The organism is Thioalkalivibrio sp. AKL10, assembly GCF_000381845.1.
Lineage (GTDB): Bacteria > Pseudomonadota > Gammaproteobacteria > Ectothiorhodospirales > Ectothiorhodospiraceae > Thioalkalivibrio > Thioalkalivibrio versutus.
The window spans coordinates 579,676-594,512 of the sequence record NZ_KB907142.1 but is presented as its reverse complement, the minus strand read 5'-3'; the positions used below and the strand labels follow the sequence as shown (position 1 = coordinate 594,512).

At 67.5% G+C, this 14,837-nt stretch carries 11 protein-coding genes and 1 pseudogene; 1 reads left to right on the top strand and 11 read right to left on the bottom strand.

Translation table 11 applies throughout. The features are described from left to right. Window positions 1-12: 12 nt before the first annotated feature. Genes G333_RS0102865 through G333_RS0102845 form a run of 5 tightly spaced genes read right to left on the bottom strand, consistent with a single transcriptional unit; the run spans window position 13 to window position 4,097 of the window. A complete protein-coding gene (locus G333_RS0102865) occupies window positions 13-792 on the bottom strand; it encodes a ParA family protein (RefSeq protein WP_019627606.1) in 780 nt (259 codons plus the stop codon). Window positions 793-813: 21 nt separating this feature from the next. Continuing rightward, a complete protein-coding gene (locus tag G333_RS0102860; RefSeq protein WP_018938350.1) occupies window positions 814-1,335 on the bottom strand; it encodes a chemotaxis protein CheW in 522 nt (173 codons plus the stop codon). Window positions 1,336-1,355: 20 nt separating this feature from the next. Continuing rightward, complete coding sequence (locus G333_RS0102855) at window positions 1,356-3,425, bottom strand: chemotaxis protein CheA (RefSeq protein WP_019627605.1); 2,070 nt, start codon at window positions 3,423-3,425, stop codon at window positions 1,356-1,358. 2 nt (window positions 3,426-3,427) lie between these two features. Continuing rightward, window positions 3,428-3,790, bottom strand: a complete 363-nt coding sequence (locus G333_RS0102850) for a response regulator (RefSeq protein WP_018169253.1) — start codon at window positions 3,788-3,790, stop codon at window positions 3,428-3,430. Further along, window positions 3,783-4,097 (bottom strand): lipid asymmetry maintenance protein MlaB, encoded by a 315-nt coding sequence (locus tag G333_RS0102845; RefSeq protein WP_019627604.1) that lies wholly within the window; start codon window positions 4,095-4,097, stop codon window positions 3,783-3,785. The genes G333_RS0102850 and G333_RS0102845 overlap by 8 nt, the downstream gene beginning before the upstream one ends. A gap of 231 nt (window positions 4,098-4,328) precedes the next feature. Between G333_RS0102845 and G333_RS0102840 the strand changes: the two genes are divergently transcribed. Then, window positions 4,329-6,275 carry a GNAT family N-acetyltransferase gene (locus G333_RS0102840; protein ID WP_019627603.1) on the top strand — a complete coding sequence of 649 codons (1,947 nt, stop codon included), beginning with the start codon at window positions 4,329-4,331 and terminating at the stop codon, window positions 6,273-6,275. Window positions 6,276-6,284: 9 nt separating this feature from the next. Here the strand turns inward: G333_RS0102840 and G333_RS0102835 are convergent, their stop codons facing one another. The 6 genes and pseudogenes from G333_RS0102835 to G333_RS0102810 all read right to left on the bottom strand — a co-directional run bounded on the left by G333_RS0102835 (window position 6,285) and on the right by G333_RS0102810 (window position 14,837). Beyond that, window positions 6,285-8,300: a methyl-accepting chemotaxis protein gene (locus G333_RS0102835; RefSeq protein ID WP_019627602.1), complete on the bottom strand. Its 2,016-nt coding sequence runs from the start codon at window positions 8,298-8,300 to the stop codon at window positions 6,285-6,287. A gap of 164 nt (window positions 8,301-8,464) precedes the next feature. Further along, window positions 8,465-10,363 (bottom strand): ATP-binding cassette domain-containing protein, encoded by a 1,899-nt coding sequence (locus tag G333_RS0102830; protein WP_018169249.1) that lies wholly within the window; start codon window positions 10,361-10,363, stop codon window positions 8,465-8,467. 398 nt (window positions 10,364-10,761) lie between these two features. After that, window positions 10,762-11,026: pseudogene (locus G333_RS15220) on the bottom strand (hypothetical protein). A gap of 403 nt (window positions 11,027-11,429) precedes the next feature. After that, entirely contained in the window at window positions 11,430-12,770 is a 1,341-nt protein-coding gene (locus tag G333_RS0102820) for an MFS transporter (RefSeq protein ID WP_019627601.1), read from the bottom strand. 145 nt (window positions 12,771-12,915) lie between these two features. Further along, complete coding sequence (locus G333_RS0102815) at window positions 12,916-13,986, bottom strand: homoserine O-succinyltransferase (protein ID WP_018952373.1); 1,071 nt, start codon at window positions 13,984-13,986, stop codon at window positions 12,916-12,918. Next, the gene (locus G333_RS0102810; protein WP_018938341.1) at window positions 13,986-14,837 is read right to left on the bottom strand and encodes a hypothetical protein; all 852 of its coding nucleotides are present in this window, start codon (window positions 14,835-14,837) and stop codon (window positions 13,986-13,988) included. The genes G333_RS0102815 and G333_RS0102810 overlap by 1 nt, the downstream gene beginning before the upstream one ends.

Here is a 14,837-nt window from a genome sequence, read left to right as displayed (position 1 = left end):
CTGGCTCGAGGCTCAGGCGTGTGCCGCCGTCGGGCGGGTGGTTGTTGGTGCCCCGGCCGCGACCAGGTCGGCGGCCAGTTGCTGAAAGTCCCCGGCCGCGCGGTGGCGCGGCTGGTACTCGAATATCGTCTGCCCGAAGCTCGGGCTCTCGGCCAGCACCACCGTCTCGCGGATGGTGGTCGGCAGCAGCGCCTCGGCGAAGTGCTCGCGGATGCGTTCGCGGACCTCGCGGGCATGCCGGCGTTGCTCGACAAAGCGCGACAGCACGATCCACTTCTTGCGGGTCGAGCCCAGGCGCGCCTCGACGCCCTGGAGGATGCGCATCAGACGCGACAGGCCGTTCAGGGCCAGGAAGTCACCGGCCACGGGGATCAGCATCTCGTCGGCCGCGATGATCGCGTTCATTCCCAGCAAGCCCGCCGAAGGCGGACAGTCGATCAGCACGAAATCGAATGGCTGATCCAGTGCGTCCAGGGCCTTTTTCAGGCGCCAGCCGCGTTCGGCGCCGCCCTGGTTCAGGTTCTCGACCTCCTGCAGTTGATCCCCGGCGGCGACGATCTGCAGTCCGTTGCCGGCCTCGCTGAAGGCATCCTGCAACCGGGCCCCGTCCTGCAGTACGCGGTCCAGGCCGGCGGGGTCTTCCAGCCCGAAGGCCATGCTCAGGTGGCCTTGCGGGTCGGCGTCGATCGCCAGCACCCGGTAGCCCTGCAGGGCCAGGGCATGGGAGAGGTTCAGGGTCACCGTTGTCTTTCCGACCCCGCCTTTCTGGTTGATCACCGCGATGGTTCGCATGGTCCGTGTGCGAGGTCGGGCTTACGCCGTCGCCTCGGCCTCGATGGCATCGGCGCTGGCGATCAGGCCCGGACCCAGAAGGGTGTCGATGTCCAGCACCAGGATCATCTGTTCCTCGACGGTCGCCAGACCGCGTACAAAGTTGACCCCGATGCGGGTCCCGAAGTCGGGTGCCGGCTGCAGGTTGTCCGAGCCGATGTTGTAGACCTCGGAGACTGCATCCACGACCACGCCCATTACGCGTTCGCGTTCCTCGCCGACCACGCGCAGCATGATGACCACCGTGGTGGGGCCGTATTCCAGCGGCTCCATGCCGAAGCGCAGACGCATGTCGATGATCGGCACAATCATGCCGCGCACGTTGATCACGCCGCGGATGTAGTCCGGCGTGTTGGGCAGGGGTGTGGGGCGTTCCCAGCCCTTGATCTCCTGCACCCGCAGGATGTCCACGCCGTATTCCTCCTCCGCGAGGATGAAGGTGAGGTACTGGTCCTCGCCGGCGGTGGCCGGGTCGTGGATCGATTGGGTTGCGTCGTTCGCCATTGCGTTCGGCTCCTTGATGATCAGGCCGCGCGGGTATCGCGCCCGCTGGCCATGCGCGCGATCCCGGCGACATCCAGGATCAGGGCCACCTGGCCGTCCCCGAGGATGGTCGCGCCGGCCGTGCCGGGGACCTTGCGGAAATTGGTTTCCAGCGTCTTGATGACCACCTGTTGCTGACCGAGCAGGTCATCGACCCGCAGCGCCACGCGCTGGTCGTCGGCCTCGGCGACCACCAGGAGGGCGCGCTCCGGCAGTGGGCTGGGCTCGGTACGACCGAACAGGGCCGCGAGGTCGACGATCGGAATGTATTCGTCCCGGAGGCGGTACAGCGGCAGTTTGCCGAAGGCCTGTTTCACGCTCTCTGGCAGGGTCTGGAGCGACTCGACGATCGCGATCAGCGGGATCACGAAGGTCTCCTCGCCGATCTTCAGCAACTGGCCATCCATGATCGACAGCGTCAGCGGCAGGCGGATGGTCAGGCGCGAACCCTTGCCGGGTTCCGACTCCAGCTCGACGTTGCCGCCGAGACCGCGGATATTCTTCTTGACCACATCCATGCCGACCCCGCGACCCGACAGGTCGCTGACCTGGTCGGCCGTGGACAGGCCGGGTTCGAAGATCAGCTGCAGGATCTCGTGGCGGTCCGGATGCTGGTTGGGCCCAACGAGGCCGGCATCGCGGGCCTTGGCGAGGATGCGGTCGGCGTCCATGCCCTTGCCGTCGTCGCGGATCTCGATGACCACGTTGCCACCCCGGTGGAAGGCCTCCAGGGTGACCTGGCCGGTCTCCGGCTTGCCGGCCGCAGCGCGTTCTTCGGGCATTTCAATGCCGTGATCCACCGCGTTGCGCACCAGGTGCACCAGCGGGTCGCCCAGGTGTTCCATGACGGTCTTGTCGACCTCGGTGTATTCGCCCTTCAGGGTCAGCTCGATCTGCTTGCCCAGCTGCCCGGAGATGTCGTGTACCAGCCGCGGAAAGCGGTTGAAGACCTGCGCGATCGGCACCATGCGGATGCTCATCACGCTTTCCTGCAGCTCGCGGGTATTGCGTTCCAGTTCGCCCAGGCCGGTGCGCAGGCGCTCGATCTGCGCCTCCATCTGCGAAGGGTCTTCCTCGAGTTGTTCGCTGATGTCCGTCAGCATCGACTGGGTGATGACCAGTTCGCCCACCATGTCGATCAGGGCGTCGATCTTGCCGGTGTTCACCCGCATGGAGCTGGACTCCGAGCCGCGTGCGCCACTGGCGCCGCGTGCGGCCGGTGTCTCCGGCTGGCTGTCGGATGGTGCAGCCGTCTCGGGGGTTAGTGCGGGCGCATCAGCGGTCGGTTCGTCGCCCGATTCGCCGCCCGACTCGAGAGGCTCGATCTCCAGATCGCATTCGTCCTCGACCCATTCGAAGACCTCCTGGATCTGGTCGCGGGTGGCATCGCCTTCCAGCTCCAGGGTCCAGGCGAGGTGGCAGTCCTCCGGATCGAAGGCATCGACGCTGTCCGGCAGGCGGTCGGTGTCGCAGTGCACGGTCAGCCTGCCCAGTTCCTCCAGCACTTCGAACATGCGCAGGGGGTCGTTGCCGGTGCGCATCAGGTCCGCGTAGGGCCGGAAGTGGATTCGCCAGCCGCGCGGGCCACCGTGGTCCCCGCCGCTGGAGGCATCGGTACCATCGTTGCCACCGGCTGCCGGCGGGTTTCCGGCTTCGCTGGCGGGCGCGGCATCTCCCAGATGGGCCTCGATCAGGGCGCGCACTTCGGCTACCTCGGCGGGGTCGGCCTCGCCGCCATCGCGGGCGGCGTGCAATTGCGCGCGCAGAGTGTCCACCGCGCGCAGGAGGAGGTTCACCGTGTCCGGGGCCGCCTCCTGCTCGCCGTTGCGCATGCGGTCCAGCAGGGTCTCCACGCCATGGGTGAACCCGGAGATCGCGCCGAACCCGAAGGTCCCGGCTCCGCCCTTGATCGAGTGGGCGCAGCGGAAGATCGTGTTCAGCGTCTCCGGGTCGCCATCGTCCAGCGCGAGGAGCTCGGTCTCCATGCGCTCCAGCCCCTCGAAGCTCTCCTCGAGAAAGGCATCGATGAACTGGGCCATGTCGATCGACATGACTAGCGCAGCACCCGGTTCACGGTGTTCATCAGCTGGTCGGGGTCAAACGGCTTGACCAGCCAGCCCGTCGCGCCGGCCGCCTTGCCTTCCTGCTTCTTCTCCGGCCCGGCCTCGGTGGTGAGCACCAGGATGGGGGTGAACTTGTAGTCGCCCAGCTTGCGCAGCTCGCGGGTCAGCTGCAGGCCGTCCATGGCGGGCATGTTCACGTCCGTGATCACCAGATCCGCCTTGGCGCCCTGGGCCTTGCTCAGGCCATCCTTGCCGTCGCGGCCCTCGACGACCTCGTGCCCGGCCTGCTTGAGGGTGAATGCGACCATCTGGCGCATCGAGGCGGAATCGTCCACCACCAGAACCTTAGCCATTGATGTCTCCTGAATCCTTGTCGTCGTGTTGTGCGCCGCTCGACGCAAAACCGTCTTCGGGTGCGCCCAGTGCCTGCAGGGCCTGGGCCAGAACCGCGCTGGTCCCGATGAGCGAACAGCCCTGCGCCTTGCGGGCGGCGGAATGGCGGGCCATCAGCAGGACCTGCACGCCGGCGGCGTCCACATCATTCACGGCCGCCGAATCCAGCTGCAGGTCTTCGCCGGCATCCAGTGCCGCGCGCAGTTCCTGCCAGCATTCGGCTGCGGTATCGATGCGCAGGCGTTCCGGCAACGCAATGGGGTTCATCTGCAGTAACCTTCTCTTGTCTGGGTGAGCACTGTACAGGTTTTGTACAGGCTTGTTCCAGTCCTGTGTAGAAATCTTGTACGGCTGGGAGCAAGAAAACTTGAGACGCGCTTCACCTTGATCAGCCGATAAAGGGCTGGATTTTTGGCTCGACAGTCTGGACATCTCGCCGCTTTCAGCTCAGGAAACCCGCTTGTCTCACGTGTCATTTGATCGGAAGGAGCCGCCGATATGCAGGCCCGTACGCTCTATCGCCTGACCACCGATGCCGCAGCCTGTCAGGTGGCTGCGAACTGGCTGCGGGCTGCGGCGGTGGAGGGGCCGGTGCTGTGGGTGGGCCGCTCGCCGCCCGACGGGGTGCCACATGTGGCACCGGCGCAGGCTGGGCATTGGCTGGGGCACGAGGTACAGGCCCTGGTATTCGAGGCCGGGCAACCGCTCGCGGTGGACGCGCTGGTCAAGGTCGCAGGCCTGCTGCTCGGCGGTGGCACCCTGGTCATCCTCGACGGCACCGGCGGAGACGGGGCGTTTGCCCGCCGCTGGCAGGCGGCGCTGGCCGAGCCGTGGGTGCGGACGGTGGAGCCACCGTCGGCGGATCGACGGCCCGGAATCATGCCGAGGGCGGCGGGCCCGTTTGCGTGGACGCCGGATCAGGCCGTCGCGCTGGGGCATTTGGCGGGACTCGCGCCGGGCGCATGTGTGGCGTTGACCGCCCCGCGTGGCCGCGGCAAGTCGACCCTGCTGGGCGAGTTCCTGGGCACGGCACTGCAGCGCGGCGAATCCACGATCACGCTGACGGCGCCGGGACCACGGGCCGTGGACGCATTGCTGGCACGCGCCCGACATTGGACACCCGCGCCGGAACGGTACTACCGGGCCCCGGACGTTTTGCTGGAACAGGCGGAACCGCTGGATACCTTGATCATCGACGAGGCTGCGAGCATGCCGGTCGAGCGCCTGCTTCAGCTGGCCCGGTTGGCACGGCGCCTGGTGCTGGCGACCACGACCGGCGGCTTCGAGGGGAGCGGCCAGGGCTTTCGGCTGCGTGCGCTGCCGGCCCTGGAGGGGGCGGGCTTTCGCGTACGGCTACAGACCCTGGATACACCGGTTCGCTGGGCCCCGGGCGATCCGCTCGAGGACTGGCTGAATCGGCTGTTCCTGCTGGAGGCGGCAAGTCGCCCCCCGGTCTCCCAGGCCGTGCGGCTGCGCTGGAGCACGGGCGCGGCGCTCGCGGGCACGCCGCAAACCCTGGAGGCGGTAATGGGCCTGCTGGCGGACGCCCATTACCGCACACGGCCCTCCGATCTGGCGCGCTGGCTGGATGATGCGGGTGTTCACCTGCTGCTGCTGGAAGGGGCGGCGGATGGCGCCCTGTTCGGGGTGGTTCTGATCCAGGAAGAGGGCGGACTGGAGCGCGCGATAGCCGAAGCGGTTTGGTCGGGCGAACGGCGCCCGCAGGGGCATTTCCTGCCGTGCACCGTTGCGGCCCGGGGTGACTTCGACCTGGCGGGGGAGGGCGCGTGGCGCATTCAGCGCATTGCGGTGCATCCGCACTGGCAGGGGCGCGGCCTGGGGAGCCGTCTGTTGCGTGCGGTCGAGGACCGGGCTGGTGCCAAGGGGGTGGCGCTGATTGGCGCGAGTTTCGGGCTGCAACCTGTGTTGCTGCACCTTTGGCAGCGCGCGGGTTATGGCCTGGTGCGAGTCGGCATCCAGCCGGATGCGGCCAGTGGCCAGGTGAGCGGTGTGGTCCTGCGTGCGACCGCGCCCCGATTGCAGCCCCGGCTGCAACAAGCATTGGCGGCCTTTCGGCGCGACTGGCCGGCCTGGCATCCACAGTTCCTGCCGGACACGACCGCAGCCATGGTGAGTGAAGTCCTTGGGGATCAGGATGCGGAGGGAGATGGTCCCTTGTCGCCGGTTGACCCGGTGGCGGATCTGAAGGAGGTCCGTGCCTTTTCCCAGCGGGCGCGGCCCCTGGAGTGGGCGCTTCCCGCGTTGCTGCGGCAGTTGGCGGTGGCGCCGCCGGACGAGCCGGAAGGTCAGCTGCTCGAGGCGAGCCTGGCGCAGCCCATCGACTGGGACCGACTGGCACGCGAGCTGGAGGTTTCCGGGCGGCGCGGCGTCACCCGAAGGTTGCGTCGCGCCGCCCGGAACTGGCTGGAGGCCCGGAGTCTGTAACCCGCCCGGTCAGAGCCGGAACTGGGCCAGTGCCTGCTGGATCTCCTTCTCTACCTGCTTGAGCTCGTCGGAGGCGGCGCTGACGCGGTCGGCGGTATTGGCCGACTGATCCGCCTCGTCGGAGATCTGCACGATGTTGCGGTTGATGTCCTCGACTACCGTGCTCTGTTCGCGCGAGGCGACCGCGATCTGCTCGGTCATCTCCACGATCGTGGTCACCGACTGGCGGATCTGTTGCAGGGCACCGTTCACCTCGGAGGTGTGTTCCATGGTGGCCTCGGCCTCTTCCTGGCCGTGCTGCATGGCCTTCACCGCGCTGGTGGTGGCGGACTGCAGGCGCGCGATCATGGTCTCGATCTCGTCGGTGGATTCCTGCGTACGGGTCGCCAGCTTGCGTACCTCGTCGGCCACCACCGCGAAGCCGCGGCCGTGTTCACCGGCGCGGGCGGCCTCGATGGCCGCGTTCAGGGCCAGCAGGTTGGTCTGTTCGGCCACGCCGCGGATCACCTCGAGGATGGTCCCGATCTGCTTCGAGTCCTCGCCCAGCTTGGCCACGGTGTCGGCCGCCTGTTCGACCGTCCCGAGCAGCGAGGCCATGGACTCGATGTTCTTGCTCATCACCTCGGAGCCGTTGTTCACTGCATTCCCGGCCTCCTGGCCCGCCTGGGAGGTCGCATCGGTGTTGCGGGCGATCTCCTCGGCGCTGCTTTGCAGTTCGTTGATCGCGGTGGCGACGCGGTCGGTCTCGTCGCGCTGGCGCGACACGGCCTCGCGGGCCTGGTAGGCCTCCTGGTTCAGGTTCTCGGTGGCGCGATTCAGCGTCTCGGTGCCGCCGCGGGCATTGCCGATGGCCTGGGCGATCTTGTCGGTGAAGCGGTTGAAGGCCCGGCCCAGCTGTGCGGTTTCGATCAGGCCGTTCTCGTCCAGGCGGCGGCTCAGGTCGCCGTCGCCGTTCGCGATCTCCTCGAGTGCCGCGGTCGAGTGGGCCAGGGCGCGCCGGACCACCAGGATGATGAACACCGCGCCGGCCAAGCCCAGGATCACGCCAATCAGGGCCAGTACGCCCTGGGTGGTCTGGGTCGCGCGCATGTCGGCGGTCAGCGCGGCGGCGCTGCGCTCGGCGCGATTGGTAATCCGCTCGCTGAGTCCCTGCAGGTGGTCACGCGCCTCGATCAGCACGGGCCCGATCTCGGTACGGATCAGGTAGGCGTCTTGCAGTGCCTGTTCACTGCCGTGGATCTCGATCAGGTCATCCAGCGCCGTGTTCTGGGTGTCCAGCGCCCCCTGGAAGTCCTCCAGCGCGATCTGCTGTTCGAAGTCCAGATCGTCGAACTGGTCCATCAGCTGTGCGGTGATGTCGTTGGTGCGGGTCGAGAACAGTCGGACATTCTCGCGGAAGGCATCGTCCCGGAAGGCGATAAAGCCGCGCAGGTTCGAGGTGACCTGCACCACCGACATACGCAGGTCATGCAGGGTGTCGAGACGATCCCAGGACCGCTGGAAGCGCGGGAGCCCCATCTCGGCGCTGATCATCATGTTGGTCTGCTGGGTCATCTCGCGGCTGGCGGGGTTGGCCCGGGCATTGGCGATGCCCAGCGCCGGCATGTTTTCGGCGGGGTTTTCGGCCACCTCGATCAGTCGGTCCTCGAAGCTGGCGAACTGGTTGACCAGCCGGCGGACCTCGGTCGCGCTGGCGGACAGTTCCTCGTCGGCGGCGATCACCGGGTTCTCGTTCAGGGCGCGGGTTGCGCCATCGAGGTCACGCATCGCGTTTTGCCACGCGTCGCGGTGGGACTGCTCCTCGCTCATCAGGTAGAACCCGAGAAACGCCGCGCTCTCCTGCAGCAATTGCTCGACGTCATTGACCCGGGCTACCGCCGGGTAGTCGGACTGGGTGAGCTGTTCAACCCCTTGGCTGCCCGTACTCATCGCGCGCAGGGCCAGCAGGGAGTTGATGATCAGGATGGCGACCACCAGGCCAAAGCCGGCGATCAGTAGCCCCCGAATGGAGAGTTTGTCCAGCATGCGATGACTCCTTCTGGGCGCCTTGTGTCCGGCGCTTCACGAACCGGCCGCGACCATTACGACCGCGGACTCGAAAGGTGGTGATTCAACCCCTGTTACGGCCGGCCGCGCTCAGAGTTGAGCCGGTTATTCAGGGAGTCGCCGGAGGATAGACGTGCCGGGGCTCAGTCGGATTCCAGCTGTTCCCAGCGCTCGTAGCAGAGGGCCAGTTCAGACTCGACGGCTTCGAGCCGCGTCTGCAGTTCGCGCATGCGGTCACCGTCGCGCAGGGCATCCGGCTCGGTCATGGCCGTGGTCAGGCTTTGCTGTTCCTGTTCCAGGGCCTCGATCTGTGCCGGCAGGGCCTCCAGTTCGCGCGCGGTCTTGTAGGACCGTTTGCGTGGGGTCGCCGGTGCCGGCTCGGGTGCGGGCGCCGCGGGTTTGGCCGCGGGCTCGGCCTTCGCGGTCGCTCCGGACTCGCCCTCCAGCAGGCGCCGGGTGACCCGTTCGGGCAGGTCGGACCAGCCGCCGACGAACTCTTCGACCGCGCCATCGCCCGGCAGGACCAGGGTGGAGGTCGCGACGTTGTCGAGGAACGAGCGGTCGTGACTGACCACGATAACGGTGCCGGTGTACTCGATCAGGAGCTGCTCCAGCAGCTCCAGGGTCTCCACGTCGAGGTCGTTGGTCGGCTCGTCGAGCACCAGCAGGTTCGCCGGGCGCAGGAACAGCTTCGCCAGCAGCAGGCGGTTGCGCTCGCCCCCCGATAGCGCCGATACCGGCTGGCGGGCACGCGCGGGCGGGAACAGGAAGTCTTCCAGATAGGACAGGATGTGGCGGCTCTCGCCGTTGACCATGACCCGGTCGCGGCCCTCGCCGACCGCATCCTGAACCGTGGTCGCCTCGTCCAGGCGGGCACGGGCCTGGTCGAAGTAGGCGATCTCCAGCTGGGTGCCCAGCTTGACGCTGCCTGCGAGCGGCTCCATCTGGCCCAGGAGCCCGCGCAGCAGGGTGGTCTTGCCCGCCCCGTTGGGTCCGACGATGCCCAGGGCATCCCCGCGCTGCAGCAGCAGGTTCACGTCGCGCACGATGGGGGTGTCGTAGCCAAAATCGGCGTGTTCCGCCTCGATCACCAGGCGTCCGGAGCGCTGCTCCGGACTCAGCTTCATCTTCACCTGGCCGCCGCGTTCGCGGCGTTCGGCACGCTTGCGACGCAATGCCTGAAGTGCCCGCACGCGGCCTTCGTTACGGGTGCGTCGCGCCTTGATGCCCTGGCGCACCCAGACCTCCTCCTGGGCCAGCTTGCGGTCGAACTCCGCGCGCTGGGTGGCCTCCGTTTCCAGCCTTTCGGCCTGGCGCTCGCGGAAGGCCTCGATGGATGGTGGGTGCTCGTACAGATGCCCGCGGTCCAGCTCGAGGATGCGCGTGGCCACGCTCTCCATGAACTGGCGATCATGACTGATGAACACCACGGTCAGTCCGCTCTCGATCAGGAATTGTTCCAGCCAGCGGATCGCGGCCACGTCCAGGTGGTTGGTGGGCTCGTCGAGCAGCAGCAATTGCGGGCGTTGCACCAGCTCGCGCGCCAGCCACACCCGTCGCTTCAGCCCGCCCGACAGCGCGGCGAACTGCGCCTCGGGATCCAGGCTCAGGTGCGAAATCGTGGTCTCCACCCGGTTCTGCAGGCTCCAGCCGTCGATGGCGTCGAGTTTCGATTGCACGGGCCCCATCTTGTCCAGGGCGTCCATGTCACCCGATGCCGCGGCCTGGCTCAGGTGGTGGAAGCGTTCCAGCAACCGGCCGGCCTCGCCGAGGCCCTCGGCGACCACGTCGAAAACGGTGCCCTCGATCCCGGGCGGTAGTTCCTGGGTCAGGTAGGCGGTGGTCAGGCCATCCTGGCGGGTCAGTTCGCCGGAATCGGCCTGGGCCTCGCCGGTGATGACCTTGAGCAGGGTGGACTTGCCCTCGCCGTTGCGCCCGGCGATCGCGACGCGTTCGCCGGGCTCCAGGCTCATGTTGACGCCATCGAGCAGGGAGGCCATGCCGTAGGCCAGGTGGATGTTGCGCAGGGTGAGCAGTGCCATTCGAATTCCGGTCGCGAGCAAGTGTTGTTGCGGGCGCCAAGACTATCACCTTGGCGTGCCGTAGCGCGCACCGTGAGGCCTTTCAGGCTCGCCATCCCGGAGCGCGAATTGCGTTCTTTCTACTGCCTGCCGGGAGAGGCTGGCCCTGGTTCGTCGTCGGTGTTTACGGTGCCTTCGTCGGGCCTCCTGCCGCGTTGTGGCAGACCATGGTTCGGCATCTGGTGTTTGCGGTGGCTCCGGTCCGCCGCCTGCCACGCGCTCTCTCGCGAGCGCAACGCGAGGTCCTTTCTTGCTTGCCCAAGAAAGGACCCAAAGAAGGGCACCCGGATTCCGCCCGGGAACCTCGCTCCGGACGTGCTGGGCCGGCGGCGCTGAACTCGCTACGCCTACGGCTTCGCTCAGACATCCAGCGCCTTCTTCCGGCCCATCACGCCCTCCGCGAGGGGCTCCATACGGGAGGAGAAGGTCAAAACAGTCGGCATCTCGTAGGGTGCGGTTGAGCCCAGCGAAACGCACCATCTCCCACGCCGTGCGAAACCCTGATGCGATTCGCTGCGCTCATCACATCCTACGCCCCTACCCCCCCGGCGCCCGCCACGCGGGCGCGGCACGCCATGGCCAAAGGCCACGCGTGCCGAAGATGTATGAAGACCTAGCCATCATCCACTGGCAAGAACGCTGGGATAGCCGTTGTTTTGACCTGCCTCCCCGTTGTCGTCGCGCCGAGTGGAGAGGCTTTTCGCGGGATTCAAGGCGCTGGATGTCTGAGCGTAGCGAGTTCAGCGCCGCCCGCGAAAAGCCTCGGAGCGAGGGAAACCCCGGCCCGCGCAGCGGGCCGGGGTCGCGGCAGTCGGGCGTGTTTCTTGGGTACTTCTTTGCACGAGCAAAGAAGTACCTCGCGGTGCGCTCGCGAGAGAGCGCGTGGCAGGCGGTCGGACGAAGGCACCGTAAACACCGGAGGACGAACCCGGACCAGCCACAACTAGGCAGGCGGCTGGGCGAAGGCATGTAAACACCGACGACGAGCCGTGGCCAGCCGGCGGAGTCGGCGGGGACGAGGCGGGCGTCAGGCTTCGCCCATGAGCCAGGCGCTCACGGCGCCGGCGAGGCTCATCAGCGCGAGCACGAAGATGGCGACTTCGGTGCCGGCCAGCTGGGCCAGCAGGCCGAACAGGCCGCCGATCAGTAGCAGGCCGCCGATGACGGAGTTGCTGACGGCGGTGAACGCGGCACGCGTTTCCTGGGTTGCCATGTCGACCAGGTACGTCTTGCGGCCCAGACGCACGCCGGCATGGCTGACCCCGAGCAGGAAGAACAGGGTCGCATAGACCCAGCCGCCGGGAACCAGCGCATGGTCGGTGCCGACGGGCGCGAGCCAGACGCTCAGGGCGACCGCGATGCCGAGGCCGGCTGCAAGGAGTCCCGAGAGGATCAGGACCCAGCGGGCGGAGCGGTCGGACAGCCGGCCCCAGACCGGGGCGCTGACGGCCGAGGCCAGGCCGCTGGCGAGGATCAGCAGGCCCAGGGTGCCCAGATCACCGGCGGTCGCGTCCTCCGCGAGCAGGACGTAGAAGGGCAGTGCCAGGGCCGTGCTCATTAGCAGCGCGCGGGTCAGGACGAAGTGACCGAAGGCGCGGTCGGTCCACAGCAGGCGCATCGACTTGATGGCCTCGGTGACGGCGTTGCCGCCACCCTCGGTGGCACCCGGATCCTCGCGCAGCCGGGTGAAGGTCGCGGCGGCGACCCACCAGGCCCCGGCCGAGGCGGCCAGCAGGGCCACGAACACGCCAATGCCGGCCTCTTCCAGGTTCGCGAGCGTGAGGTAGATGCCCAGCCCCAGGGTGAAGAACCCGGCCAGCGACGCGGCGTAGCCCATCACCGTGCCGCGGCGATGCTTGGCGATGGTCTTGCCCAGCACGTCCTTGGCCGCGACCGAGTTGATCCCGCGCGAAAGCGCAAAGACCACCAGCAGCCCGAGGATGGCCCAGCCGGCGGCTGCGCCCTCCAGGGTCAGCGCGACCACGGCCATGCCGGCCACCGCGAGCCCGGAGAGCAGGCTGCCGAGGATCCAGAAGCCCTTGCGGATGGCCCGCCGCCGGATGGCGGCGGCCACGAACAATTGCGGCAGCAGCGAGCCGGACTCGCGGATCGGGACCAGGAAGCCGGCGAAGGCGGCCGGGGCCCCCAGGGCGCCCAAGAGCCAGGCGAGGACCAGGCGGGCCGAGGCCAGCTCGTCGCCGATCTTGCTCAGGGTGTTGGAGACCAGGTGGACGAAAAAGTTAGTCGGCTGGGCGCTGCAGGCGTTTTCCGGAATGTCCTTGCAGACGCGCGCATCCTCGTCCCCGGCGATGGTTTCGTACAGGGAGATCAGCGGGCGCGGCAGCTTGTCCGGGTCATGTTCGGCCATGGAGTCCTTCCGTTGCGTTGCCCCCCGTCATTGCGAGGCGCGCAGCGACGCGGCAATCTCCCACCGGAGCCACCGGGACCTGGCGCGTTGCCAACTTCGGGAGGTTGCCACGTCGCCTTCGGCTCCTCGCAATGACGGCGGCTGACTAACGCCGTCCGGCCAACGGATCGCTCGGATCGACGCTGTCGCGGAACGGCTTGCGCCGGTCGAGGTTGGTCAGCTGGTAAACGTTGCCCAGCCAGTTGTTGATCACCGCCAGGGCGGTGTCATGCCAGGTGTTGTCCAGGCGGTCCAGCAGTAGCGCCTCGGGCAGCGCCGGGATTTCGGTGCAGTGCTCCAGCGCGGCCTCGACCTGCTCGCGATGCTCGCCGAGGATCGCGGCGGCCTGCGGCATCAGGTAGTTCTCAGGTAGCGGCGGGTAGGCGTCGCGTTCGCCCTGGATGTAGCGCACGACCTCGCGCTTGTATTCCTTGAGCAGGCTGATGGAGTCGTACTCCGGGTGGCCCTGGAAGAAGACCATGCGGAAGCCGTCCGGCGAGGCACCCAGGTGAATCCCGGACTGCTCGCTGTCCACCAGTACGCGCAGGCCGTGGCGTTCGAATTGTTCGCGCGAGACATCGTTGTAGCGCGAGTGCGGCACATCGAAGCGGGTGTTGACGCCGGTGACCAGCGGGTGACCGCGGTCCACCACCCGGTGCGGGAACACGCCCCACAGCTTCTCGCCCATGTGCACGCGACGCTCGCCGTAGCGTGCCTGCAGCACGGCGTGGGTGGCGAGGCAGGAACAAAGCGTCGAGGTCACGTTTTCCCAGGCCCAGTCCACCACCTCGGCCAGCGGCTCCCAGAAGGGTTCCAGTGCCAGGTCCGGCTGGGTGACGTTGGCCCCGGTGATGATCAGCGCGTCGAGACCCTCTTTCTTCAGGTCCTCGAAGTCCTCGTAGTACTGCTTGATGTGATCGCGCCCCTTCGGCCCGCGCTTGAGCTGCGGCAGGGTGAACGGGTGGATATAGAACTGCGCGATCTGGTTGCTCTCGCCGATCAGGCGAAAGAACTGACGTTCGGTCGCCGACAGGGCGGCGTCCGGCATCATGTTCAGCAGCCCGATGTGCAGCGCACGGATCTCCTGCTGCTGCGCGAAGTCGCTGGGCAGTACGGTCTCGCCCTCGCTCCGCAGACGGGCAAAGGTGGGCAGATCGGAATAGGCGACAAGTGGCATTAGAGGCGTGCCTCCCGTTCCAGGGCCATGCAGACCAGGTCATCGAACTCGCCCGCGTTGCGTACGCGTGCCAGTTCGGTGGTGCTGATCGTGTAGCCGTGGGTCTCGGCGATTGCCTCGTAGCGCGGCAGGCGTGCGCGGAACAGGCGCGAGAAGACCCAGCGCACGAAGGCGTCCGGGTCGATCTGGGCGACGTAGTCCAGCCCCTCGTCGCGCATGTATTCGGCCAGCTGCTGGTCGAGGAAGGCCTCGCGGTAGTACAGCGGTTTGGGGTCGCGCTCTGCGCGTTCGATCAGCTGGCGCTCGTCTTCGTCCGTCGCCTTGATGTACAGGATCAGGGTGTGCTCGGCCAGCGTCTCGAGTACGCCGGGGCTGTCCAGTTCGCAGACCGAGCCGCCGGCGTCGTTGACGAAATGCGGGTAGCCGAACAGCGTTTGTGCCTTGTGGATGAAGTCCGGCACGTCGAGCATCGCCTGCACCTCGGCCTGGTGGTGCAGGGTCTGGCGGCGCTTGAATTCGGTCAGCGGCAGGCCGCCCAGCTCCGGGTTGCCGAGCTTGCCGAGGAAGCTCGCCACCGGGTGCAGGTTGTCCACGGTGATGTTGTTGATGATCTGGATCGAGTCCGAGCGCAACAGGTCGCGCAGGAACGGCACCGCCATCGCCTGGGCCTTGATGTTGTCCAGGATCGGCTCGCTCAGGTAGCGCGTGCCGATGCGGTAGTCCCCCGAATAGTGGAACCAGTCCTCGCGCCGGAGCATGTTGGACAGGCGCGTCTTGCCGACACCGGACATCCCCAGCAGGGTGATGCGGCGGTGCTCCTGGTTGCGGTATTCGTCGGGTGTCAGGCGCAT